This is a genomic window from Streptomyces sp. SCL15-4 (assembly GCF_033366695.1).
Lineage (GTDB): Bacteria > Actinomycetota > Actinomycetes > Streptomycetales > Streptomycetaceae > Streptomyces.
In genome coordinates this window covers 7,391,127-7,410,672 of record NZ_JAOBTQ010000001.1, presented here as the reverse complement: position 1 = coordinate 7,410,672, position 19,546 = coordinate 7,391,127, and the positions used below count along the sequence as shown (strand labels likewise).

The 19,546-nt window shown below is 74.7% G+C and carries 19 protein-coding genes; 10 read left to right on the top strand and 9 right to left on the bottom strand.

The genetic code is table 11. The features are described 5' to 3' along the window. Positions 1–28: 28 nt before the first annotated feature. Positions 29–1,036 carry an NAD-dependent epimerase/dehydratase family protein gene (locus SCK26_RS33465; protein ID WP_318205103.1) on the bottom strand — a complete coding sequence of 336 codons (1,008 nt, stop codon included), beginning with the start codon at positions 1,034–1,036 and terminating at the stop codon, positions 29–31. A gap of 330 nt (positions 1,037–1,366) precedes the next feature. On the opposite strand from SCK26_RS33465, the gene SCK26_RS33460 reads away from it, so the two are divergent. Together SCK26_RS33460 and SCK26_RS33455 are read left to right on the top strand one after the other, a co-directional pair. Then, entirely contained in the window at positions 1,367–2,260 is an 894-nt protein-coding gene (locus tag SCK26_RS33460) for a polysaccharide pyruvyl transferase family protein (protein WP_318205102.1), read from the top strand. Positions 2,261–2,359: 99 nt separating this feature from the next. Beyond that, on the top strand, positions 2,360–2,923 hold the full coding sequence (locus tag SCK26_RS33455; protein ID WP_318205101.1) for a hemerythrin domain-containing protein: 564 nt from the start codon (positions 2,360–2,362) through the stop codon (positions 2,921–2,923). Positions 2,924–2,989: 66 nt separating this feature from the next. Here the strand turns inward: SCK26_RS33455 and SCK26_RS33450 are convergent, their stop codons facing one another. Together SCK26_RS33450 and SCK26_RS33445 are read right to left on the bottom strand one after the other, a co-directional pair. Beyond that, positions 2,990–3,340: a DUF3040 domain-containing protein gene (locus SCK26_RS33450; RefSeq protein WP_318205100.1), complete on the bottom strand. Its 351-nt coding sequence runs from the start codon at positions 3,338–3,340 to the stop codon at positions 2,990–2,992. 776 nt (positions 3,341–4,116) lie between these two features. Then, on the bottom strand, positions 4,117–4,569 hold the full coding sequence (locus SCK26_RS33445; protein ID WP_318205099.1) for a phospholipase: 453 nt from the start codon (positions 4,567–4,569) through the stop codon (positions 4,117–4,119). Positions 4,570–4,823: 254 nt separating this feature from the next. Between SCK26_RS33445 and SCK26_RS33440 the strand changes: the two genes are divergently transcribed. From SCK26_RS33440 to SCK26_RS33425, 4 genes are all read left to right on the top strand, one after another. Further along, a complete protein-coding gene (locus tag SCK26_RS33440) occupies positions 4,824–5,828 on the top strand; it encodes an XRE family transcriptional regulator (protein ID WP_318205098.1) in 1,005 nt (334 codons plus the stop codon). Between the two features lie 216 nt (positions 5,829–6,044). Continuing rightward, entirely contained in the window at positions 6,045–7,037 is a 993-nt protein-coding gene (gene dhaK, locus SCK26_RS33435) for a dihydroxyacetone kinase subunit DhaK (RefSeq protein ID WP_318205097.1), read from the top strand. 101 nt (positions 7,038–7,138) lie between these two features. After that, entirely contained in the window at positions 7,139–7,717 is a 579-nt protein-coding gene (gene dhaL / locus SCK26_RS33430) for a dihydroxyacetone kinase subunit DhaL (protein ID WP_412080874.1), read from the top strand. Then, positions 7,710–8,120 (top strand): PTS fructose transporter subunit IIA, encoded by a 411-nt coding sequence (locus SCK26_RS33425; protein WP_318205095.1) that lies wholly within the window; start codon positions 7,710–7,712, stop codon positions 8,118–8,120. Before dhaL ends, SCK26_RS33425 begins: the two co-directional genes overlap by 8 nt. Before the next feature lie 248 nt (positions 8,121–8,368). On the opposite strand, the gene SCK26_RS33420 is transcribed toward SCK26_RS33425, so the two are convergent. Continuing rightward, the gene (locus SCK26_RS33420; RefSeq protein WP_318205094.1) at positions 8,369–9,100 is read right to left on the bottom strand and encodes a glycoside hydrolase family 75 protein; all 732 of its coding nucleotides are present in this window, start codon (positions 9,098–9,100) and stop codon (positions 8,369–8,371) included. Between the two features lie 586 nt (positions 9,101–9,686). On the opposite strand from SCK26_RS33420, the gene SCK26_RS33415 reads away from it, so the two are divergent. Beyond that, the gene (locus SCK26_RS33415) at positions 9,687–10,658 is read left to right on the top strand and encodes a fibronectin type III domain-containing protein (protein WP_318205093.1); all 972 of its coding nucleotides are present in this window, start codon (positions 9,687–9,689) and stop codon (positions 10,656–10,658) included. Between the two features lie 210 nt (positions 10,659–10,868). Beyond that, a complete protein-coding gene (locus SCK26_RS33410) occupies positions 10,869–11,441 on the top strand; it encodes a hypothetical protein (RefSeq protein ID WP_318205092.1) in 573 nt (190 codons plus the stop codon). 73 nt (positions 11,442–11,514) lie between these two features. Here SCK26_RS33410 and SCK26_RS33405 read toward each other — a convergent pair whose 3' ends face one another. After that, positions 11,515–12,081, bottom strand: a complete 567-nt coding sequence (locus tag SCK26_RS33405) for a PadR family transcriptional regulator (RefSeq protein ID WP_318205091.1) — start codon at positions 12,079–12,081, stop codon at positions 11,515–11,517. 31 nt (positions 12,082–12,112) lie between these two features. Continuing rightward, positions 12,113–14,128: an NADPH-dependent 2,4-dienoyl-CoA reductase gene (locus tag SCK26_RS33400; RefSeq protein ID WP_318205090.1), complete on the bottom strand. Its 2,016-nt coding sequence runs from the start codon at positions 14,126–14,128 to the stop codon at positions 12,113–12,115. Between the two features lie 146 nt (positions 14,129–14,274). On the opposite strand from SCK26_RS33400, the gene SCK26_RS33395 reads away from it, so the two are divergent. Beyond that, positions 14,275–14,691, top strand: a complete 417-nt coding sequence (locus SCK26_RS33395; RefSeq protein ID WP_318205089.1) for a tautomerase family protein — start codon at positions 14,275–14,277, stop codon at positions 14,689–14,691. Position 14,692: 1 nt separating this feature from the next. On the opposite strand, the gene SCK26_RS33390 is transcribed toward SCK26_RS33395, so the two are convergent. Both SCK26_RS33390 and SCK26_RS33385 read right to left on the bottom strand, forming a co-directional pair. Further along, the gene (locus SCK26_RS33390) at positions 14,693–15,061 is read right to left on the bottom strand and encodes a hypothetical protein (RefSeq protein WP_318205088.1); all 369 of its coding nucleotides are present in this window, start codon (positions 15,059–15,061) and stop codon (positions 14,693–14,695) included. A gap of 116 nt (positions 15,062–15,177) precedes the next feature. Beyond that, on the bottom strand, positions 15,178–16,059 hold the full coding sequence (locus SCK26_RS33385; protein ID WP_318205087.1) for a hypothetical protein: 882 nt from the start codon (positions 16,057–16,059) through the stop codon (positions 15,178–15,180). Between the two features lie 320 nt (positions 16,060–16,379). On the opposite strand from SCK26_RS33385, the gene SCK26_RS33380 reads away from it, so the two are divergent. Continuing rightward, positions 16,380–18,458: a SpoIIE family protein phosphatase gene (locus SCK26_RS33380; RefSeq protein WP_318205086.1), complete on the top strand. Its 2,079-nt coding sequence runs from the start codon at positions 16,380–16,382 to the stop codon at positions 18,456–18,458. Between the two features lie 135 nt (positions 18,459–18,593). Here SCK26_RS33380 and SCK26_RS33375 read toward each other — a convergent pair whose 3' ends face one another. Continuing rightward, positions 18,594–19,403 carry a putative protein N(5)-glutamine methyltransferase gene (locus SCK26_RS33375; RefSeq protein ID WP_318205085.1) on the bottom strand — a complete coding sequence of 270 codons (810 nt, stop codon included), beginning with the start codon at positions 19,401–19,403 and terminating at the stop codon, positions 18,594–18,596. Positions 19,404–19,546: the final 143 nt, after the last annotated feature.

Here is a 19,546-nt window from a genome sequence, read left to right as displayed (position 1 = left end):
TGTCTCCAGGGCCGGAAAGGGGCGGGGGTCAGGACTGCGGGGCCGGGTCCTGCGCGCGCGGCACCGGTTGCGGGGTCGGGGCGGCGAAGTAGGCGATGGTCTGCTTCAGGCCCTCCTCCCAGGGGACTTGCGGCGACCAGCCGAGCAGCTCGCGCGCGAGGGTGGTGTCGGGGCGGCGCCGGCCGGGGTCGTCCACGGGCCGGTCGACGAACGCGATCGGGGAGCGGGAGCCGGTGAGGGCGACCACCCGGCGGGCCAGGTCGGCGACGGTGATCTCGTCGCTGCCGCCGATGTTCACCGGCCGCAGGGACCTGCTCGCGGCGACCCGGAGGATGCCGTCCACGGTGTCGTCGACGTAGCACAGCGAGCGGGTCTGGCTGCCGTCGCCGGTCACGGTGAGCGGTTCGCCGGCCAGGGCCTGGCAGATGAAGGTGGGCACCGCCCGCCCGTCGTGGGCGCGCATCCGCGGCCCGTAGGTGTTGAACAGCCGCACGATGCCCGCGTCGGTGCCCCGGGTGCCGGCGTGCGCGGTGACCAGCGCCTCGCCGAACCGTTTCGCCTCGTCGTAGACGCTGCGCGGCCCGACCGGGTTGACGTTGCCCCAGTAGCCCTCGTGCTGCGGGTGGACCTGGGGATCGCCGTACACCTCGGAGGTGGAGGCGAGCAGGAAGCGGGCGCCGTCGCGTTCGGCGATCGTCAGCGCGTTGCGGGTGCCGGTGCTGCCGGCCTCCAGGGTCTGCAGCGGCAGGCGCAGATAGTCGGCGGGCGAGGCGGGGCAGGCGAAGTGCAGGACCAGGTCGTAGGGGCCCGGCAGGCGTGCGGCGCAGTCGGCCGCGCAGACGTCGCAGCGCACGTACCGGAAGCCGGGCCGCGCCTGAAGGTGCGCGATGTTCTCGCGCCGCCCGCAGACCAGGTTGTCGGCGCAGTCGACTTCGACGCCTGAATCCAGCAGCCGCTCGCACAGGTGGGAGCCGAGGAAGCCGGCGCCGCCGGTCACGAGGGCGCGCCGCCAGGAGAAGGGTGTGTCACCAGTCATGGGGGCTACTCCTTCGTCGTCCTTCGTCCACGTCGTCCGCGCCCCTGAAGCGGCGCCGCCGAACGCGCCGTCCGCGTGCTGTGGGCAGGTGTGCGGTGGTTTCGGCGCGCGCCGGGCCACCGGCCCGGCGGCACCGGCCCGTCGGAGAGGAAGAGGACAGGGCCCGGGCCCCGGAAGACGTCCGGGGCCGCCCTGGTCGGCCGCCGCTTGCTGGACGGCACTGGCAGCTGGGTTCCCCTGCCAGTTGGGTTCACGCGTTGGATTCTTATTCTCCGGACTCAGGGGTACTCGCGCGACTCAGGCGGCTCGGTCACCACGGAGGAGGCTGCCATGCACGACGACGTCCCGGCAGCCGTACTGCGCAGCCTGCGCGGGCCCGCCGGCCCCCGAAGGAGGCTGCTGCTCACCGGCTGGTTCAGCTTCCCGGACGGGGAGGCGACGGCCGGGGACGTGCTCGCGCAGCGGCACACGTCGGCGGCACTGACCGGCGCCGGCATCCCGCACGACACGGCGTGGAGCCCGGGCTTCCGGCCCGGGGCGCTGTCCCTGGAGACGGCCGACCCCGACGCCTACGGCACGCTGCTGTTCGTGTGCGGTCCGGTGTACGGCCCCCAAGTCGCCGCCCTGCATGTCAGGTTCAGTTCCTGCACACGACTGGCGGCCGGGGTCTCGGTGGTCGACCCGGCGCATCCCGCGGCCACCGGTTTCCACACGATCATCGCCCGGGACGGCACCCGGGCCCCGGCCCGCCGGGACCTGGCGGCCGGCGCCCCGCTGGGGCCGCTGCCGCCGGTCGTGGCGGTGGTGCTCTCCGCGGGTCAGGGCGAGTACGGGGCGCGCCGGCGGCACGCGGCGGTGAACGAGGCGATCACCGGCTGGCTGGGCGGCAAGGACTGCGCGCGGGTGCCGGCCGAGACCCGGCTGGCCGTGGACGACTGGCGGCTGTGCGCCACCGCCGAGCAGTTCCTCGCCCTCGTCGCCCGCTGCGACCTGGTCGTCACCACCCGGCTGCACGGTCTGGTGCTGGCGCTGCGCACCGGCACCCCGGTGATCGCGGTGGACCCGGTGGCGGGCGGCGCCAAGGTCACCGCGCAGGCGCGGGCGGTGGGCTGGCCGGCGCTGGTGGCGGCGGACGCGCCGGCCCCGGGTGTGCTGGACCGCTGGTGGGACTGGGCGCTGTCCGGGGCGGGCCGGACGGCCGCCGCCCGTCACTCGATGAGCTGACCGCGCGTGGCGCTCCGTGTGACGCACGGTGGCCAGGGCACTCGGCACGGCGACGGCCGGCCCTCCCGGGCCGCCGCGTTCCACGCAGGAGGCAACGACATGGGCCACGGCGGAAACGTCATCCAGGAGCTGACCACCGACCACCGTGAGGTCGAGGAGATCTTCGGCCGTTTCGAGGCGCTGCCGCCCGGCTCGCCGCAGCGCAAGGACCTCTGCGACCAGGCCACCATCGAGCTGGTCCGGCACTCGGTCGCCGAGGAGGCCTACCTCTACCCGGCGGTGCGCGAACACGTGGCGGGCGGTGACGCGCTGGCGGACAAGGAGATCGCAGATCACGCCGAGGCCGAGCGGATCATGAAGGACCTGGAGGGCTGCCGGGCGGACGATCCGCGCCTCGACACGCTGATGACGCGGTTGATGAGCGAGATCCGGTCCCATGTGACCGACGAGGAACAGAACCTGTTCCCGCGGCTGGAGCAGGCCTGTCCCCCGGACGCGCTGATGGAGCTGGGCGACAAGGTCCGCCGGGCCAAGCAGATGGCACCGACCCGCCCGCACCCGTCGGCGCCGGACACTCCTCCGGCCAACAAGCTGCTGGCCCCGGGAGCCGGCCTGGTCGACCGGCTGCGGGACGCGCTGTCGGGGCGGGGGAAGGAGAGCTGACGGGCACCTTCGGGTTTCGCCGGCAGCGCGGGGGGCCGGGCCCGTGGGCCCGGCCCCCCGCGACGTTCACAGCCAGGGGGTGGCCCGGGCGCGGGTGCGGCGGCGGGGACGGGGCCGGGTCCCCCGGCACAGCAGCCGGAACGCCTGGACGAGGGTGAGCGGCCACAGCAGCGCGAAGCACCACAACAGCGCGGGGTCCGAGGTGCGGATGCCCATGACGGCGACGAACACCGACGCGACCGCCAGCAGCACCACCGCGACCGGCAGCGACGCCCCGTGCCCCGCCTCGCCCATACGACGCGCGAACCGCCGGTCCTGCCGGAGGCCCGCCTCGATCCGCAGCAGTGTGATCCGCTCGCGCGGTGTCAGCCGTATCCCGTCGTGCATGTCCCGCTTCTCCCAGTCGTCCACGGCCACGGCACCTCCTCCGCCGGTCGGCGGCCCCAGGCCCCGCGCTACCGGGTTCCCCGGCCGGCCGGGGAGATGCGGAACGGGACGGGCGGGCCTGCGGGGCGCGGTACCGGGCGGGCCCGCGTCGGAAGCGGTTCCGTACCGGGCGGCAGCCCCCGTCCGGACCCGGCGGCGGGTACGCCGCCCGTGGACGGCCTCGCCTCGGTCCCGCGCCGTGCGCGCTCGGCGCGGCGGGAAGCGGGTCCACGGGGCGACGGGCGGCGCGGTCGGGGCGTACACGGTCATCCGGCCGCGGGACCCGGCCGATCGACGGGGGCCGCCGGGTGCGGGCCGGGGAGGCGGCGCGGAGGGTGTGGTCCGCTTCCCGGCGCGGGCGCGCGGGGACGGTGTGCGTCGCGGAGGCAGCGGGGCGGACGGGGCCGGGGGACGCCGCTTCGTGGTGACGTTCGGACCCGGTCGTGGTGCGCGGGGCTTGTCTCGCGCTCGATGGCGGACTCGGGCGCGGGCGGCCGGACGGGCTGCTGCGCGGGACGGCGGGCCGGGTGTCGCGGATGCCGGTCCGCGTGGGCGGCGGGAGAGGGCGCCGGGCCTGCGGGAGTCGGCGCCGGGCCGGCGCTCCCGCGGTGCCTGACGGGCCTCGGTGGAGTCGGTGACGAGCCAGGCCGGGTTCTCCGTCGTACGGCGTGCCTCGGCGGGCCCACGGCATCGACGCGCCGCCGCCGATCCCCGGGGACGCGGTCCGTCGCCGCGGGCCCCGAGGTGTCGGCGTCCTCGCCCACGGCTCAGCCGAGCGCCTTCACCGCCTGGTAGTAGGTCCACGCCGTGCTGTCGCACGCGGTCTTCGTGGCGCCGGAGTAGTTGACGCAGACGCGCTTGAGATCCTCGTACAGGGCGCTGTCGAGCCGGGCCTTGTTGGCGCTGAAGGTGCCGGCGGCCTTGTAGTTGCGGTAGCCGAAGTCATGGCGGGCGCAGGACGTGGCGAAGGGGAAGCCGAACGGGTTGTCCGGCGAGGAGGAGCAGTAGTCGGTCGACCAGTCGAAGCCGTACGCGGACCAGGCGGCCTGGTTGGCCCGGGCGGCCACCCAGAGGTTGTAGCTCGACGCGCTGGTCTGGGTCCAGCTCGCGAGGACCTGGGGCTTGTCGGCAGGAGCGGCGTCGGCGGCGGTGGCGCCGCCGATGGTGGTGATCACGGCGAGAGCCGAGGCGGACAGGCCGACGGACAGTCTTCGGTGCATCCCACACCTCCACGAGGCTGCGGCCCACCCTGAGCCGCAGGTACATGACAAGGAAGTTGACGCCTGAACACTACGAGGACGCAACGGAGTTGACCTGAACGGTTGAATCTTGGCTGAATTCGAGCGGTCGCCACCACCGGCCGCCTCGGCACGCCGCGGGCGAGCCGGAACGAACCACATCACGTTTCGCGCGCACTCGCCCGAGGCCGGTTTGGCTGTCACCCGGTCGCCGCCGGCAGCGCCATGCTGAGGCAATGAGCCAGACAGGAGGCGGCACAGCCGGACCGGTGAACGCACCACAGCCGGCGGAGGCCGGCACCCCGGCCGAGTTCACCGCGGCGCTGAAGGCACTACGGACGTGGTCGGGACTGACCTACCGTCAGCTGGAGGCCAAGGCCACCGCCCGCGGGGACGCGCTCCCGGCCAGCACCATCGCAACGACCCTCGGCCGTACGGGACTTCCGCGCGAACGGTTCGTCGACGCCTTCACCCGCGCGTGCGGCCTCGGCGAGGAGGAAGCACACCGGTGGCTCGAGGTCCGCCGCCGCATCGCCACCGGCGCCCCCGCGCCGGCGAGCGGCAGGACCGGCCGCGGCGGCAGCCGGGCCTCCACACCCGGCGGGCCCCTCCCGGCGCGCGCTCCGCGAGTGCGCCGGGCGGCCGGCCCGGTGGTCGCCGCGGCTCTCGGGATCGCCGCCACGCTCGGTGCCGGCAGCCTGTTCGACACCTCCGCACCACCGACCGCCCCGCCCGCGATGCCGGTGTCCGGGCTGCGCATCCTGGCCGTGGGCAGCTGGGCACGCATCCACCCCGCCCGCACCCCCGGGCTCTGCCTCACCGAGGGCAGGGATCGCCGCGGCCACTACAAGACCGCCGTCGCCGCCCAACGCCCGTGCGCGAAGGCCGCCCTGCCGCATGTGTTCCTCGAACCGCTGGCCAAGGACATCGTGCAGATCCAGTGGCACCATCCGCGGTTCGGCATCGGCTGCCTCACCGTCCTGCGGGACGGGCCCGGCCGCGACCTCCTCGAACCCCGTGACGACTGCGCCGACGACGACCGGGCCCAGCGATTCCGCGTCGAGCCGTTCGGCCCGCCCGCCGCGGAGCGGTTCCGCATCCGTCCCGTGGTCACCGGCCAGTGTCTGAGCCTGCGCGACCAGGACACCGGCGACGGCGCGGAAGTCGTCCAGGGCCGCTGCTCCGGCGCCGCCGACCAGGATTTCCTGATCGAGCTGATCCCGCCCCCGCAAGCCCATTAGAAACGCGCGGCCCTCCGCTTCGGCCGGGGCGGCCGTACCGAGCCGCCCCGGGTACGGCGGTCCGCGGCGCGCACCTTCGGTGAGCGGGTCGCCACGCACCGTGAAGCCGTACGGCCGCACGTGACCTGCACCACCGCAAGGTCGATACTTCCAACAGACAGGACAGGCGACTGACCTCGCCACCGCACGACCATGAGAGTTCGCGAGGAGACACCCATGAGGATGCTCATCAACGTACCGGAGACGGTCGTGGCGGACGCGCTGCGGGGTCTGGCCGCCGCGCATCCCGATCTGAACGTGGACGTGGAGAAGCGGGTGATCGTCCGCCGCGACGCCCCCGTGGCCGGGCAGGTCGCGCTGGTGTCGGGCGGCGGCTCCGGGCACGAGCCGCTGCACGGCGGCTTCGTCGGCCCGGGAATGCTCTCCGCCGCCTGTCCGGGAGAGGTTTTCACCTCCCCGGTGCCGGACCAGATGGCGCGCGCCGCCGCGGCCGTGGACAGCGGCGCGGGCGTCCTGTTCGTCGTGAAGAACTACACCGGTGACGTGCTGAACTTCGACATGGCGGCCGAGCTGGCCGAGGACGAGGGCATCCAGGTCGCCAAGGTGCTCGTCGACGACGACGTGGCGGTCACCGACAGCCTCTACACGGCCGGCCGGCGGGGTACGGGCGCGACGCTGTTCGTGGAGAAGATCGCGGGCGCCGCCGCGGCCGAGGGCCGGCCGCTGGAGCAGGTGGAGTCCATCGGCCGCCGGGTCAACGACAACTCCCGCAGCTTCGGCGTGGCCCTCAGCGCCTGTACGACCCCGGCGAAGGGCAGCCCCACCTTCGACCTGCCGGACGGCGAACTGGAGTTGGGCATCGGCATCCACGGCGAGCCGGGCCGGGAGCGGCGGCCGATGATGACCTCCGGGGAGATCGCCGACTTCGCGGTCGACGCCGTCCTGACGGACCTGCCGCCGCGCGGTCCCGTCCTGGTGCTGGTCAACGGCATGGGCGCGACCCCGCTGCTGGAGCTGTACGGGTTCAACGCCGAGGTGCAGCGCATCTTGCGCGAACGCGGTGTCGCCGTGGCCCGCACCCTCGTCGGCAATTACGTCACCTCCCTGGACATGGCGGGCGTCTCGGTGACGCTGTGTCAGGTGGACGAGGAGCTGCTGCGGTTGTGGGACGCACCGGTGAAGACCCCGGCCCTGCGCTGGGGCATGTGAACGCCCGTGCGTACCGCCCGCGCCACCACCCCGGCCGCACGGTCAACGGCCCTGTCACGCTAGGAGTTCCAGTGCACGACGCCGATTTCTTCCGCCGTTGGATGACGACGGCGACCGCGTCCGTCGGCCGGGAGGCCGAGCGGCTCACCGCCCTCGACTCGGCCATCGGGGACGCCGACCACGGCAGCAATCTGCGGCGCGGATTCACCGCCGTGGCCACGGCCCTGGAGAAGGAGACGCCGGACACCCCGGGCGGTGTCCTGATACTCGCCGGACGGCAGTTGATATCGACGGTCGGCGGGGCCTCCGGTCCGCTGTACGGCACTCTGCTGCGCCGGACCGGCAAGGCGCTCGGCGACGCCGCAGAGGTCGGCGTGGAGCAGCTGGCCGAGGCGCTGCGCGCGGGTGTGGAGGCGGTGATGGCGCTCGGCGGCGCGGCGCCCGGCGACAAGACCATGATCGACGCCCTGGTGCCGGCCGTGGACGCGCTCGGCACGGGCTTCGCCGCCGCGCGGACCGCCGCGGAGGAGGGCGCGGCGGCCACCGTGCCGTTGCGGGCCCGCAAGGGCCGGGCGAGTTACCTGGGCGAGCGCAGCATCGGTCACCAGGACCCGGGGGCGACCTCGTCGGCGCTGCTGATCGCGGCGCTGGCCGAGACGGCGGAGGCGGACGGTGAGTGAGGACAATCCGGTCGGGATCGTGCTGGTGTCGCACAGCGCGCAGGTGGCCGCGGCCGTCGCCGAACTGGCGAAGGGCCTGGCGGGCGGGGCGGCCGGGGTGCCGGTGGCCGCGGCGGGCGGCACCGAGGGCGGCGGGCTCGGCACCAGCGCCGAGCTGATCTCCGCCGCGGCGGCCTCGGTGGACCGGGGGGCCGGCGTGGCGGTGCTGACCGACCTGGGCAGCGCGGTGCTCACGGTGAAGGCGCTGCTCGCCGAGGGCGACGAACTGCCGGACGGCACCCGCCTGGTGGACGCGCCGTTCGTCGAGGGCGCGGTGGCCGCGGTGGTCACCGCCGCCGCGGGCGCCGGCCTGGACGCGGTGGAGGCCGCGGCGGCGGAGGCATACAGCTATCGGAAGGTGTGACCGCCACCGGGCGAGGTGACGGCACCGGAAGGCGCGGTCACCACCGGGCGAGGTGACGGGACCGGAAGGCACGGCCGCCGCCGGGCGAAATGACAGCACCGGAAGGCGCGATCGCCGCCAGGCGAAGTGACAGCAGAAAGCGCGACCGCCGCCAGGCGAAGTGACGGGACCGGAGGGTCGACGGGGGCCGGCAGGTGCGGCGGGGGCCCGGCAGGGGTGGGTGGTGCGGGGGCTTTCGTCGGGGCCGGTCAGCGGCGGGCGAGGAAGCGTCTGGCCAGCCGCTTCCCCTCCGCCACCGCCGCCGCGCGGTCCTCGGCGGCACCGATCCGGGAGTCGCGGAAGACGATGTAGGTCACCCCGGAGGACACCCCGCCGGAGCGCGGGTCGGGCCGGATGCCGAGGGCGCGCGCGGTGGCGTAGGAGGCCTCGCCGATGAGGTCGCGCGGGCCGGTGTCGCCGACGACGGCGTAACGCACCCGGTCGCGGTAGACGACGGCGGCGACCGAGCCGCCGCGCACGCCGGACCTGCGGTGGTCCCAGCGGCGGCTGGGCGCCGGGACGACGATGTAGGGCAGGGTCTCGGCGTTCAGCCGGCGGCCGTCGGACCCCTGGACCGCGGTGGCGGCGGCGAACACCGGGTCGGTGCGGCGGTTGCAGCGGGCGGTGGGCCGGCCGTCGCAGTCGATGTCCAGGTCGGCCTTCCAGAAGACGGCGTCCCGGGTGCCGCAGACGGGCACGGTCGCGGGGCGGCCCGCGTCGGTGCGGTACCGGTCCCGGGAGACCCGGGCGCACCGGCCGGTCCGGGCCAGCAGCCGGGCGGCGGTCACCTCGTCCGCGTCGTGGGCCGTCGCCCGGTCACGGGCCGCGCCAGCGCCGGGAGCCGCGTCGTCGTCGCGGGTCACACCGCCGCCACGGACCACACCGCCGCCACGGGTCGCACGGCCGTCACGGCCCGCGCCCCGGTCGAGCACCGTGGCCACGCCGGGGACCGGGCCCTCGTCGCGGGCCGCGGGCCGCTCGGCGGGCGACGGCGGTGGCCGGGGCGGGCAGCGCCGGGGCGAGCAGGGCGGCGCCGGCCGCGGCCAGGGTCAGCGACGGAACACGCACGATGGGGGAACCTTTCGCCGGGAACACAAAGGCGCACGTCCGGCCCACTGTCCGTGGCCCTGGACGCCGACCCCACTGTGATGTGATCTTGGGCGCCCGGCCACGGGGTGCGCCGTGAAGGGGCCGGATGGAGCACGCGGCTGACACTCTGTCAGGGGACGGAGGGGCTGCGGCGCCGGGAAAGGCGGGAGGGACGACAGGGGCCGGGGATCCGGACCGGGTGCACGGTCCGGATCTCCCGGCCGCCCGCGCCGGCGCGGGATCGGCGACGACAGCGTGTCCGCGCCACAGGCGTGAACTCCCCTGCTTCTGAGGGCAGTTCGGCCGTAGGAAGCTTCAGCATACGTAATCGCGGCGGATGGTCACCAACGCGGCCCCCTTGCTGCGGCCACACCGGCCGGGCCACTATTGGTCCGGACCTTTAGGTGATGTCTGGGCCGTCCGGGGGAGGGCAGTGCCGTGCGACGCGTTCCCTTTCCGCTTGCGGTGGTCTGCGGGGCCGTGCTGCTGGTCGCGTCCTGCGGCTGGAACCGGGCGGACGACGGCGACGGCCGGATACCGGGCGCTCCCGTCGGGGTCACCGCGGCGGCGGGCAGCGCCACGAGCGTGCACGTGATGTGGAACGCGGCCCCCGCCGGCGCCGGGGTCCGCACCTACGAGGTGTACCGGGACACCACAAAGGTGGCCGAGGTACCTGGCGCACAGCACATGGTGGACGTCACCAGGCTCAGGCCGTCCACCCTGTACGCGTTCACCGTGCGGGCCCGGGACGCCGAGGGCCGGCTGGGTCCGCCGAGCCGGTCGGTGCGGGCGCGGACCCCGGCCGTGACGGCGGCGGACCGCTCGGCTCCGACCCGGCCGGGGACGACCGCCGGGCGGCCCGTGGGCAGCCGGGCCGTCCAGCTGTCCTGGGGCGCGTCCCGGGACGACCGGGGCGTGTCGTCGTACGACGTGTTCCAGAGCGGTGTGAAGATCCACAGCGTCGGCGGGAACCAGACCGCCGCCGTCGTCACGGGTCTGCGGCCCGGCACCGCTTACGTCTTCACGGTGCGGGCCCGGGACGCCGCCGACAACCTCTCCCCCGCCGGCACGCCGGTCCGTCTGACCACGCCGGGCGGCGACGACGGCCGGGACACCGCGCCCACCGCCTTCACCGCCGCCACCCACCGTGCGGACGGCGCCTACTACGTCGACCTCGCCTGGGACCCGCCGCACGCGGACGGGGTGATCACCGAGTACCAGATCCGGCTGGACGGCACCGCGGCCACCTCGCTGGTCTGGGGCGGCGCCCCGCCGCGCGGCCGGGCGCACCACAGCTTCTACGTGGGCACCGCCGCCGGGGAGGAACACCGGGTGCGGCTGCGGGGCCGGCTGCCGGACGGCACCTGGGGCGGCTGGTCCCCGGAGCGGACGGTGACCACGGGCGCCTGACGGGCACGCCGGCCGCCGCTCCGCGCGCCCCGCGTCGTCCTCGGCGTCCTCCAGGGACCTGGCGCGGCCATCCGGCCGTCACCTGATCGGGCCGCCCCGGGTGCGGGCGTGCCCGGCGGGGCGTTGGCTGCGGTTGAGGCAGCACGGGCGCTTCCCGACCCCCGGCGGCGCATGGGACGTACCGCCGACCGTGCCGCCGGAGGCCCGTCCATGGACAACTCGCGACTCCTGCTCCGCTCCGGCCTGACCCTCGCGGCCGCCGCCGCGCTCCCGGCCGCGCTCGCCGGGCCGACCGCCGCGGCCTCGGGCATCTCGGTCAGCACCACCGGCTCCACGGTCTCGGTGGTCACCAGCGCGTGCACCCAGATCAACGGCGGCTGGGGCACCGCGGCCCTGCTCACCAGCCGCCAGGCGAACTTCTCCCAGGGCCGGCAGGTGGCCCTGTCCGGTACGTCCGTCAGCCAGTCCGCGGCCTGGACGGGGGTCAGCCCGGGCACCTACACCGTGGTCGTGCTCTGCTCCAGCGGCACCACCGCGGGCAGCCAGTCGGTGATCGTCTCCGCGTCGGCCGTCCCGACCCGGCCCGCGCCCGCCGTCCCGACCCGGCCGACGATCTCGGCGACCACCAGCCCGGCCCCGTCCCGGGGCGTGATGGGCGGCCTCGGCGGCGCCGCCCGCGACTACGGCCCGCTGACCCTCGGCGTCGGCGCGGCCCTGGTCGGCGCCGGGCTCCTCGCCACCGGCTGGTTCCTGCGCCGCCGCTCCGGGCCGTACCGGCTCTGAGCGGGCGGCCGTCCGGGAGGCGTTCGCGCACCGCCGTACCGGTGGCTTCGCGGCCCGGCGCCGCGCGGAACCGTCACCGTGCCCCGTCGGCCTCGCGCCCCTCCCCCGGCAGTTCCGCGAACTCCGCCAGGGCGTGGGCGAGCCACTGGGTCCAGAAGGTCTCCAGGTCGATCCCGGCCCGCAGGACCAGGTGGCGCAGCCGGTCCTGCGGGGTGTCCCGGTCCGGCGGGAAGTCGCGCTTCTCGATCTCCCGGTACTCCTCCAGCTGCCGCCGGTGCAGCTCCAGATGGCGGCGCAGATCGGCCTCCAGGCCCGCGGTGCCGACCACGGCCGCCGCGCGCAGCCGCAGCAGCAGCACGTCCCGCTGCGGCTTCGGCTCCTGCGCGGCGGCGGTCCAGCGGGCCAGTTCGGCCCGGCCCGCGGGCAGCACCTCGTAGCGCTTCTTCTGGCCGCGGGCCGGCTGCTCGGCCGGCAGCGTGCGGATGAGCCCGTCGGCCTCCAGCTTTCCCAGCTCGCGATAGATCTGCTGGTGCGTCGCGGACCAGAAGTAGCCGATCGACTTGTCGAACCGGCGGGTCAGTTCCAGTCCCGACGACGGCTTTTCCAGCAGGGCGGTGAGGATCGCGTGCGGGAGTGACATGGGCTCATCCTAGGGAGGGACGCCCCGGCCCCTACAGGGCCGCCGCCAGCTCCGTGCCCTGCTTGATCGCCCGCTTCGCGTCCAGCTCGGCGGCCACGTCGGCGCCGCCGATCAGATGCGCGCTGCGGCCGGCGGCGAGGAGCGCCTCGTACAGGTCGCGGCGCGGCTCCTGGCCGGTGCACAGCACCACCGTGTCGACCTCCAGGACCGTGCTCTCCTCGCCGACGGTGATGTGCAGGCCGGCGTCGTCGATCCGGTCGTAGCGCACGCCCGGCACCATGGTCACGCCCCGGTGCTTCAGCTCGGTGCGGTGGATCCAGCCGGTGGTCTTGCCGAGGCCGGCGCCGACCTTGGTGGTCTTGCGCTGGAGCAGGTGGACCTGGCGCGGCGGGGCGGGCCGCTCGGGGGCGGCGAGGCCGCCGGGCGCCTGGTAGTCCATGTCGACGCCCCAGTGCCGGAAGTAGGTCTCCGGGTCCTCGCTCGCCTTGTCCCCGCCGTCGGTGAGGTACTCGGCGACGTCGAAGCCGATGCCGCCGGCGCCGAGGACGGCGACGCGGTCGCCGACGGGGGCGTTGTCGCGGAGCACGTCGAGGTAGCCGAGGACGCGGGGGTGGTCGGCGCCGGGGATGTCCGGGGTGCGCGGGGTGACGCCGGTGGCGACGACGACCTCGTCGAAGCCGTCCAGGTCGGCGGCCTCCACCCAGGTGTCCAGGCGGACGTCGACGCCGTGCGCGTCGAGCTGGTGGCGGAAGTAGCGCAGCGTCTCGTCGAACTCCTGCTTGCCGGGCACCTTGCGGGCGACGTTGAGCTGTCCGCCGATCTCGCTCGCCGCGTCGAACAGGGTGACGTGGTGGCCGCGTTCGGCGGCGGAGACCGCGCAGGCGAGGCCCGCCGGACCGGCGCCGACGACGGCGACGCGCTTCTTCAGCCGGGTCGGCGCGAGGACCAGCTCGGTCTCGTGGCAGGCGCGCGGGTTGACCAGGCAGGAGGTGATCTGCCCGCTGAAGGTGTGGTCGAGGCAGGCCTGGTTGCAGCCGATGCAGGTGTTGATGGCCTCCGGGGTGCCGGCGGCGGCCTTGGCGACGAAGTCGGGGTCGGCGAGCATCGGGCGGGCCATGGAGACCATGTCCGCGCAGCCGCCGGCCAGCAGTTCCTCGGCGAGTTCCGGGGTGTTGATGCGGTTGGTGGTCACCAGCGGCACGGAGACCTCGCCCATGAGCTTCTTGGTGACCCAGGTGTAGGCGCCGCGCGGCACGGAGGTGGCGATGGTGGGGATGCGGGCCTCGTGCCAGCCGATGCCGGTGTTGATGATCGTCGCTCCGGCGGCCTCGACGGCCTTGCCGAGGGTGATCACCTCCTCCAGGGAGGAGCCGTCCGGGACCAGGTCCAGCATGGACAGCCGGTAGATGACGATGAAGTCCTCGCCGACGGCCTCGCGGACCCGCTTGACGATCTCGACGGGGAAGCGCATCCGGTTCTCGTACGAGCCGCCCCAGCGGTCGGTGCGCCGGTTGGTCCGCGCGGCGATGAACTCGTTGACGAGGTAGCCCTCGGAGCCCATGATCTCGACGCCGTCGTAGCCGGCCCGCCGCGCGAGGCGGGCGGCGCGGGCGTAGTCGTCGATGGTGCGCTCGACGTCGGCGTCGGTCAGCTCGCGCGGCGGGAAGGGGCTGATCGGCGCCTGGAGGGGGCTGGGCGCGACGAGGTCGCGGTGGTAGGCGTAGCGGCCGAAGTGCAGGATCTGCATCGCGATCCTGCCGCCCTCGCGGTGCACGGCCTCGGTGACCACCCGGTGCCGCTCGGCCTCCTCCTCGGTGGTGAGCTTGGCCCCGCCCTCGTACGGCCGCCCTTCCTCGTTGGGCGCGATGCCGCCGGTGACGATGAGTCCCACGCCGCCGCGCGCGCGGGCCGCGTAGAACGCCGCCATGCGCTCGAAGCCGCGCTCGGCCTCCTCCAGGCCTACGTGCATGGAACCCATGAGCACGCGGTTGGGCAGCGTGGTGAAGCCCAGGTCGAGCGGGGTCATCAGGTGCGGGTAACGGCTCATCGGGCCCTCCGTACGCGGTGTCGTCGCCTCTTGTTGTAGAGGAAGCCCGAGGCTTTGTGCAACTAGTTGCATAATCGGCACTGGTGTACCTACTAGTATGTACGATCAGGTGCGACCTATCCGCCGCCCGAAAGGACACCTCCGCCATGCCCTTCGTCCGCATCGACACGCTCGGCACCGACCCCGCCCGCCTCGCCGCGCTCGGCCAGGCCGTCCAGGACGCCCTGGTGGAGACGCTCGGCGTGCCGCCGGAGGACCGCTTCCAGGTGCTGACCGGCCACGACGGAGCGGGCAGCACCCTGCGCCACGGCGACTACCCGGGCATCCCGCGGGACGACTCGGCCGTCTTCGTCGCGATCACCCTGCGGGCCGGACGGGACGCGGACCGCAAGCGCGCGATGTACCGGCGGATCGCCGAGCTGGTGCACGAGCGCACCGGCACCGAGCCGCGCAACGTGCTGGTCACCCTGACCGAGAACGGCGACGCCGACTGGTCCTTCGGGTACGGCCTGGCGCAGTACGCCCCGGCCGGAGAAGGACCGGCCGGGGCGTCGCCGCGCTGACTCAGCGGCTCTCCAGGCGCAGGTGCAAATCCCGCTCCTGGTCGCCGGAGGCCGTGCAGGTCTCCTGCACGGTGAACATCGCGTCCAGGGTGGTGCGGAACCGGTCGACGGCCCAGTAGCCGCCCTGGACGTCCGCCTGGACGGGCTGCCCGAGGTGGACCGGCCGGCAGCCGCCCCGGGCCTCCGAGACGTCGTAGGTCCCGAGCCACACCATCGGCCGGGTCTCGTGGAGCTGCTGCGGCTCCTCGTCCTGCCCCCGGTCCGAGGCGAAGCAGGACCCGAGCGCGTCGAAGACGAGGCGGGCGTCCTCCTTGGACCCGCTGATCTCCACCGTGACGGTTTCCGGATGCGACCGCTCCGTGTCTGCCATGACCGCTCCTCTCGTGCCGTGCTGCGGTGGAACGGGGTACCCCGCGAAACCTCGTCCACCCCCAGAAAAACACCACGGACCGTCGCGCACACCTCGGCCGCGGGGGGACTGCCGTGTCAGCCGCGGGTGAACTTGTACGTCTTGCTGTCCGTCAGCACGCAGAAGCCGGGCGAGACGACGATCACGCGCAGGATGCCGCTGCGGCGGTCGTAGTCGATGCCCTCCGCCTCGAAGGAGCCCTGGCAGGAGCTGCGCAGCGGCAGCTGCCGCTCCGCCGTGACGTGCCCGGTGACGTCGGCGGTCCCGCTCGGCGGGGCGGACAGGTCGATCCGCAGCAGCGGCTTGGTGAGGCCGAAGAGGCTGCCCTCCGGGTCGTCGGAGGAGCACAGCAAGGTGGTCGGGCCGGTGAAGTCGCAGCCCTGGACGTCGCGGACGGCGTGGTCCAGGCGGACGGTGGAGACCTGCGGAAGGTCCGCCGAGGGCGAGGTGGCCGGGTTGACGCCCGGAGTCGGGAAGACCAGCAGGCGGGTCATGGTGCCCCACTCGCCGGACAGCATCCACCGGCCGTCCGGCGAGATCGCGGCCCAGGAGTTGTTCGGCGCCTCGCCCGGGCCCAGCGTGTGGACGTACTCCGACCAGGCACCGCCGGGCGCCTGCACCCGGAACATCTTCGAGTTGCCGGCGTCCCGCTGGTAGGGCTCGATGTAAAAGCCGTCGTAGGAGGCGTCGGGGTCGCCGACGTGGTTCCAGCCGCGGCCGGCGACGTCGAGCGGGACGGTGCCGACGCCGGTGTAGCGGTTCGGGCTGTTCGCCGGGACCTCGACCGAGGTCAGGCCCTGGCTCTCGGTCAGCGGGTCGGCGCGGTCGGAGCCGGTCTCGGTCCAGCCGCCGGCCGCGGAGGCGGGCGCGGGCGCGGCGAGGGACACGACGGCGGCGGTGGCGAGGGTGACGAGTCCGGCGAGGACTGCGTGACAACGTTGCCGGGCGGACGCGGGCATTTCCGGCTCCTCGGACGGGCGACGGGGGCACTCGGACGGCGGACAGTCTGGCGTGGCGCGAAAGTCATGTACAGACCAACAACGCAACATGAGCGTGAACTCTCACGGCCCGCGGGACCCGCGCGGTACGGTCCCGTCGGGTGTTCCGTGCCGCGCGCACCACCGGCGCGACGGCTCCGGCGGACGTACGCCGCCGTGTTGAGGGATGGTGGAGGGAGTAACGGCATCGGCGGCGGAGAGTCGGGTGTGAGCGCGGTAGAACGAGGGCAGTCGGCACGGGGCACGGCGGGCCGTGCGGACGGGCGAAGGCGGTGCGTGGCATGAGTGCAGCCGAGGCTCCGGTGACGCAGAGCGGCGAGCCCGCGCGCGGGCCGGTCCCGCCGGGCGGCCTGCTGGACGTGCTGGGCGTGGCGTCGGTGGTGCTGGACACCGACGGCCGGATCGTGCTGTGGAGCCCGCAGGCGGCGGAGCTGTTCGGGTACTCCGCCGAGGAGGCCCTCGGCCAGTACGCCGCCCGGCTGATGGTCCACGAAGAGCACAGCCGGCTGGTCGGCCGGTTGTTCGCCGACGTGATGCGCACCGGACAGAGCTGGGCGGGCGGCTTCCCGGTCCGGCACAAGGACGGCAGCACCCGTCTGGTGGAGTTCCGCAACATGCGGCTGCTGGACGACCGCGGGGACGTCTACGCGCTCGGGCTGGCCGCCGACCAGTCGACCGTACGGCGACTGGAGCAGGACGTGGCGCTGTCCGAGCGGATGGTGAAGCAGTCCCCGATCGGCTACGCCGTGCTGGACACCGACCTGCGGTTCGTCTCCGTCAACCCGGCCCTGGAGCGGATCAACGGGATGCCGGCCGCCGAGCACGTGGGCCGGACGCTGCCGGAGGTGCTGCCGCTGCTGAACGCCCGCGAGCTGGAGGCCGTGGCCCGGCGGGTGCTGGAGACGGGTGTGCCGCTGATCGACGACACGCTGGTCGGCCGCACCCCGGCCGACCCGGACGAGGACCACACCTGGTCGCACTCGCTGTACCGGCTGGAGGACACCCTGGGCCATGTGCTCGGGGTGGCCGTCTCGCTGGTCGACATCACCGAGCAGCACCGGGCCGAGGCGGAGGCGGAGACCGCGCGGCGCCGGCTCGCGGTCATCGCCGACGCCTCCGCCCGGATCGGCACCACGCTGGAGCTGGAGCGCACCGCCTGCGAGCTGGCCGAGGTCGCGGTGCCGGAGCTGGCGGACGTGGCGGCGGTGGACCTGCTGGACGCGGTGGTCGAGGGCCGGCCCAGCGCGCTGGGGCCCTCGGAGTCCGCGGTGATCCGGGCGCTGGCCGTGCGCCCCGCGGAGGGCAGCGACGCGGTCCGGGCCGCCGACCCGCCGGGCCAGATCGCCCGCTACGGGCCGGACCGGCTGGTCACCGAGTGCGTGCGCACCGGCGAGGCGGTGCTGGTGCCGCGGGTGAAGGACGAGGACCTGCCGCTGATCGCCCGCTCCGCCGAGGCGGCCGTGCTGCTCGGCCGGGCGGGTCTGCACTCCTACCTCGCGGTGCCGCTGATCGCGCGCGGTGAGGTGCTGGGCGCGCTGGACCTGAAGCGGACCCGCAATCCGGCGCCGTTCGACGAGGACGACGTCCTGCTGGCGCGGGAGCTGGCGGCCCGCGCGGCCGTGCAGATCGACAACGCGCGCTGGTACCAGAACGCCCGCAACACCGCGCTCACCCTCCAGCGCAGCCTGCTGCCCAGCCATCCACCGGTCACCACCGGACTGGAGGTGGCCTCCCGCTACCAGCCGGCCGGCGCCACCAGCGAGGTGGGCGGCGACTGGTTCGACGTCATCCCGCTGGAGGGCGGCAAGACCGCGCTGGTCGTGGGGGACGTGATGGGCAGCGGGGTCAGCGCCGCCGCCACGATGGGCCGGCTGCGCACCGCGACCACCACCCTGGCCGCGCTCGATCTCGACCCGGCCCGGCTGCTGGAGCACCTGGACAAGACGACCTCGGCCCTGGACCACTCCATCGCGACCTGTGTCTACGCCGTCCACGACCCGCGTCTGCGCCAGTGCCGGATCGCCAACGCCGGCCATCTGCCGCCGGCCCGGGTCCGGCCCGGACGCCCGCCGGAGCTGCTCGACCTGCCGACCGGAGTGCCGCTCGGGGTGGGCGGGGTCGGCTTCCGCACCGTCACGGTCGATTTCGAGCCCGGCGACGAGCTGGTGTTCTACACCGACGGGCTGGTGGAGACCCGCTCCCACTCGCTGGACGAACGGCTGGCCCTGCTGCTCACCCTGCTCGACGACCCCGCCCGCCCGCTGGAGGAGACCTGCGACCACCTCCTGCGCACCCTCCGCCACCCGGACAACCACGACGACGTGGCCCTGCTCATCGCCCGGGCGCAGGAGCTGCCGTAGCGGCGGGCGCGACCTCGACCGGACGAGCCGGGACGCGGCGCGGGCCTTGATGCCGGCGGCGTCCGGGGCCGTGCGGCCGGGGGAGGTGCGGACCGGCTCCGGCCGTGCCCGGCCCTGTAGGGGATGCTCACGGCGTTACGGGGCGGTCTCGGGAGGCCGTATGCCGATGGCCACGTGCGCGTGCCGGTCCTCGTCCACCGCCAGACGGGCGGTCAGGCCCGCGTCGGTGAGGACCCGTACGGCGGCCGGTGCCTGGCGTTCGCTGGTCTCGGTCAGCAGGCAGCCGCCGGGGGCGAGCCATTCGGACGCCCCGGCGGCGACCCGGCGCAGCACGTCGAGTCCGTCGGCTCCGCCGTCCAGGGCGGCCGGCGGTTCGTGGTCGCGGGCCTCCGCGGGAAGCAGGGCCACCTCGGCGGTGGGGACGTAGGGCACGTTGGCCGTCAGCAGGCCCACCCGGCCGCGCAGGCCGGCGGGCAGGGCGTCGTAGAGGTCGCCTTGATGGGCCCGGCCGCCGAAGGGGGCGAGGTTGCGGCGGGCGCAGCGTACGGCGGCGGGGTCGATGTCGGCGGCGTGCACCTCCGCGCCGTCCAGGGCGTGGGCGAGGGCGGCGCCGAGCGCGCCGGAACCGCAGCACAGGTCCACGACGACGGTCGCGTCCGGCGCGGCGGCCAGGGCCTGTTCGGCCAGGAACTCGGTACGGCGGCGGGGCACGAACACCCCCGGTTCCACCGCGATCCGCAGCCCGTGGAACCCGGCCCAGCCGAGGACCTGTTCGAGCGGCAGCCCGGCGGCGCGCCGGTCCACCATGCGGGCCGCCTCCTCGGGGGTACGGGCGGTGGCGAGGATCAACTCGGCCTCGTCCTCGGCGAAGACGCATCCGGCGGCGCGCAGCGCGGAGACGACGGCGGACGGGGTGAGCGGGGTGAAGGGAGCGGGGACGGGCATGGAAGCCGAAAGCCTTTCGGGAGCGCGAGACTTCAGGGCGCTCCCGCGGTCACCGCTACCGGCGTACCGCGCCGTCACGAGGAGAGAGCACCCCAGCCGACACAGCGGTAATGGGTCTCACCTCCTCGTCCTCGAGGGCCGCG

Excerpts from the sequence above, each read along its gene's own strand:
- SCK26_RS33465 (WP_318205103.1), bottom strand. The coding sequence starts at position 1,036 with ATGACTGGTGACACACCCTTCTCCTGGCGGCGCGCCCTCGTGACCGGC.
- SCK26_RS33460 (WP_318205102.1), top strand. The coding sequence starts at position 1,367 with ATGCACGACGACGTCCCGGCAGCCGTACTGCGCAGCCTGCGCGGGCCC.
- SCK26_RS33455 (WP_318205101.1), top strand. The coding sequence starts at position 2,360 with ATGGGCCACGGCGGAAACGTCATCCAGGAGCTGACCACCGACCACCGT.
- SCK26_RS33445 (WP_318205099.1), bottom strand. The coding sequence starts at position 4,569 with ATGCACCGAAGACTGTCCGTCGGCCTGTCCGCCTCGGCTCTCGCCGTG.
- SCK26_RS33440 (WP_318205098.1), top strand. The coding sequence starts at position 4,824 with ATGAGCCAGACAGGAGGCGGCACAGCCGGACCGGTGAACGCACCACAG.
- dhaK (WP_318205097.1), top strand. The coding sequence starts at position 6,045 with ATGAGGATGCTCATCAACGTACCGGAGACGGTCGTGGCGGACGCGCTG.
- dhaL (WP_412080874.1), top strand. The coding sequence starts at position 7,139 with ATGACGACGGCGACCGCGTCCGTCGGCCGGGAGGCCGAGCGGCTCACC.
- SCK26_RS33410 (WP_318205092.1), top strand. The coding sequence starts at position 10,869 with ATGGACAACTCGCGACTCCTGCTCCGCTCCGGCCTGACCCTCGCGGCC.
- SCK26_RS33405 (WP_318205091.1), bottom strand. The coding sequence starts at position 12,081 with ATGTCACTCCCGCACGCGATCCTCACCGCCCTGCTGGAAAAGCCGTCG.
- SCK26_RS33400 (WP_318205090.1), bottom strand. The coding sequence starts at position 14,128 with ATGAGCCGTTACCCGCACCTGATGACCCCGCTCGACCTGGGCTTCACC.
- SCK26_RS33395 (WP_318205089.1), top strand. The coding sequence starts at position 14,275 with ATGCCCTTCGTCCGCATCGACACGCTCGGCACCGACCCCGCCCGCCTC.
- SCK26_RS33390 (WP_318205088.1), bottom strand. The coding sequence starts at position 15,061 with ATGGCAGACACGGAGCGGTCGCATCCGGAAACCGTCACGGTGGAGATC.
- SCK26_RS33385 (WP_318205087.1), bottom strand. The coding sequence starts at position 16,059 with ATGCCCGCGTCCGCCCGGCAACGTTGTCACGCAGTCCTCGCCGGACTC.
- SCK26_RS33380 (WP_318205086.1), top strand. The coding sequence starts at position 16,380 with ATGAGTGCAGCCGAGGCTCCGGTGACGCAGAGCGGCGAGCCCGCGCGC.
- SCK26_RS33375 (WP_318205085.1), bottom strand. The coding sequence starts at position 19,403 with ATGCCCGTCCCCGCTCCCTTCACCCCGCTCACCCCGTCCGCCGTCGTC.